The following is a 2,868-nucleotide window of genomic DNA, read 5'->3' as shown; positions in this document are numbered from 1 at the left end:
GTCTGCCACGAGCTGGCCCCCAGATCCCGGGCTGCAAAGATGACGTTTTTATTGATTTTCGAGAGAGATACATACAAAGGCAGCACCATATATGGCAGAAAATTGTATATCATGCCGATGACGATAGCTGCCGGCGTATTAATGAGCGTCACATCCGGCAGGGACAACAAGCGCAGAAACTGGTTGAGAATGCCATTTTTCTCAAGGATCGTCTGCCAGGCCATGGTAGACAGGAGAGAATTCATCCACATGGGCAGGATAAACAGGAGGAAAATGAGGGCACCGTGACTGCGTTGGCGTTCCGTCAGAATCAGACATAGCGGGTACGACACGAGGAGACAGACCAAGGTACTCACTAGTGCCAGAAGAATAGATAATTCCAGTGCCCTGGCATATTCCCACTGCAGCAGGACGCCCACATTAGCAAGACTCCACTGCCCGTCACCGCCCGTCAGGCCATACCAGCCGACAAATACGAGGGGAACGAAAATAAACAGCGCTGCCCAAAGCAAAAAGGGCAGGGCAAAGAGATGGCGCATGGCCGCAGATTTAATCATTTTCCATCGCCCTTTCATCTTCCGATTCCGGTTTATTCATAATCTGGATATTGAAGGGATCCACCCACAGACTGACCGCATCCCCTGTGTGATAGACACGCGTCGATTTGACCAGCCATTCGATTTCCCCGGCCCGGACGGTGATATTGTAATTCATCCCTTCAAAGATGACCTTGGTCACCGTGCCGTTGAGTGCCCCTTCGCGGACTTTATGAAGTTCGATGTCTTCCGGCCGTATCTGTACATCGACGGGGCGGTTGTTGCCAAATCCCACATCGACGCAATCAAAATCCAGTCCCTGGATACGCACGAGTTTATCGTGGACCATGAGTCCATCGACGATATTGCTGTCTCCGATAAAATCGGCTACGAACGCATTTTCCGGTTCATTGTAGACGCTTTCCGGCGTACCGATCTGCTGGACATAGCCCTGATTCATGACGACGACTGTATCGGACATACTCAGGGCTTCTTCCTGGTCGTGGGTAACAAAGACGAAGGTAATGCCCAGTTCCTTTTTTATTTTCATGAGCTCCAGCTGCATACTGCGCCGCAATTTGCGGTCCAGCGCACTGAGTGGTTCGTCCAAGAGAAGTACCCGCGGTTCGTTGACGATGGCCCGGGCGATAGCAACCCGCTGCTGCTGGCCACCGGATAAATCGACAATATTGGCATGTTCATAGCCATCGAGATTGACTAGTTTCAGGGCATACCGGATTTTGTCCTTGATATAATCGCGGGATTTCCCATGAATTTTAGGGCCAAACGCGATATTTCCGGAAACGTCCATATGCGAAAAAAGTGCGTAATTCTGAAAAACTGTATTCACCTGGCGGCGATTGGGCGGTACGTGGGTAATATCCTGACCATCAAACAGGACAACACCTGTGTCGGGTTCTTCAAACCCGGCAATAAGCCGCAATGTCGTCGTTTTACCGCAGCCACTGGGACCCAGCAGCGTCACGAATTCATTTTCATAAATCGTCAGATCAAGTCCGTCCAGTACGAGATGACCATCAAAGGACTTTGATACGCCCTGCAAATGAATCAATTCTTTTTTCATTTCCTATTGTTTCCTCCCGTCTCACAGGTCCGCATAATACATTCACCTTAACTGTATTATTCTACCAAAGAAAGGGAACGTTGGGCAACCGCCATTTTTTCATTTCCATCCCCATTTTTTGATTTTTATTTTTATTTTCTATGCTATTCTATAGTTATTATTTATAAAAAATAGATCATAAAGTCTTACGATTGTTAAATAATTTTTATCGCATTTTTACGTTTTAAATTTTGTAAATTTCATGTAAAATTTTCTTTCTAAAACAAATACGCTATAGGTTATACGTTTAAATTTATTTATAAAAAAGTATATTCTAAAAAATAATACTTGTCATAATTATACTTCATGCATTTGTCTTATTATATAGGACATGGTATACTGAATAAGCTGAATACGATCGTATATATATAGCACTGCAGCTGCACCCCATCTATGGATATCCAACATACAAGAAGGAGTGCTTATTCCTATGCCTAACACAACCCCTGAAACCGTACAGCCCCAGAAAGTCGGAGGATTCCTCGGCTGGATTGAACGAATCGGTAATAAAATCCCTGATATCACCATGTTATTTATCGCCGCGTTCTTCATCACTTGTATCGTTTCCATGATTTTTTCGTACTTTACGTTCGATTATGTCAACCCGGCGACAGGCAAGCAGATTGCCATCACTAATATGCTCAGCCCGGCGTCACTGGTCACTCTCATGACCAAGATGGTCACTAATTACTCTGGTTTCCCGCCCCTCGGCATGGTTATCGTAGCCACTCTGGGTATCGGCATCGCTGACGGATCCGGCTATATCAACACGGGCCTCAAAAAAATCCTGACGGTAACGCCGAAATTCCTGCTCACGCCGATTGTCATCGTCGTCGGTATGCTCAGCCATCTGGCACCGGATAGCGGCTACATGATTATCATCCCTATTGCGGCCTATCTCTTCTATGCATCGGGCAAACACCCGCTTTCCGGCGTCGCCGCATCTTTTGCCGGTATCGCCGGTGCCTTTGCGGCCAACTACACGCCGTCGGCCATCGACCCCGTCATCCAGGGCTTTACCCAGATGGCCGCCCAGATTATCGATCCGACCTATGAAGTCAATGTTCTCTGCAATTATTTCTATGCCGTCGGCTCTACCTTTGCCGTCATCGGCTCCTGCTGGTGGATTACGGAAAAAATCACAGAACCATGGTGCTGGAAAGCCTGTCCTCTCGACACCGACATCGACGTATCGGAAAGTGCCATGAC

Annotated in this window: 3 protein-coding genes; 1 reads left to right on the top strand and 2 read right to left on the bottom strand. The window is 47.2% G+C overall.

Annotation, left to right across the window (positions count from 1 at the left end; translation table 11 throughout):
* Both DBO31_RS08085 and DBO31_RS08080 read right to left on the bottom strand, forming a co-directional pair.
* A partial coding sequence (locus DBO31_RS08085) for an ABC transporter permease (RefSeq protein ID WP_150824891.1) occupies positions 1 to 557 on the bottom strand: 557 nt, incomplete at its 3' end.
* Positions 550 to 1,620 (bottom strand): ABC transporter ATP-binding protein, encoded by a 1,071-nt coding sequence (locus DBO31_RS08080; RefSeq protein WP_113855572.1) that lies wholly within the window; start codon positions 1,618 to 1,620, stop codon positions 550 to 552. The genes DBO31_RS08080 and DBO31_RS08085, both read right to left, overlap by 8 nt.
* 469 nt (positions 1,621 to 2,089) lie before the next feature.
* Here DBO31_RS08080 and DBO31_RS08075 point away from each other — a divergent pair.
* Positions 2,090 to 2,868 (top strand): AbgT family transporter (locus DBO31_RS08075; protein WP_200817500.1); only part of this gene is annotated, 779 nt, incomplete at its 3' end.

This window comes from Megasphaera sp. DJF_B143 (assembly GCF_900320625.1).
Taxonomy (GTDB): Bacteria; Bacillota; Negativicutes; order Veillonellales; family Megasphaeraceae; genus Megasphaera; species Megasphaera hexanoica.
Note: the sequence above shows the minus strand (reverse complement) of the source record. Positions and strands in the feature narration are given on the sequence as shown.

Bases quoted from the DNA above. Each gene is read 5' to 3' on its own strand.
- DBO31_RS08080 (WP_113855572.1), bottom strand. From the start codon at position 1,620: ATGAAAAAAGAATTGATTCATTTGCAGGGCGTATCAAAGTCCTTTGAT.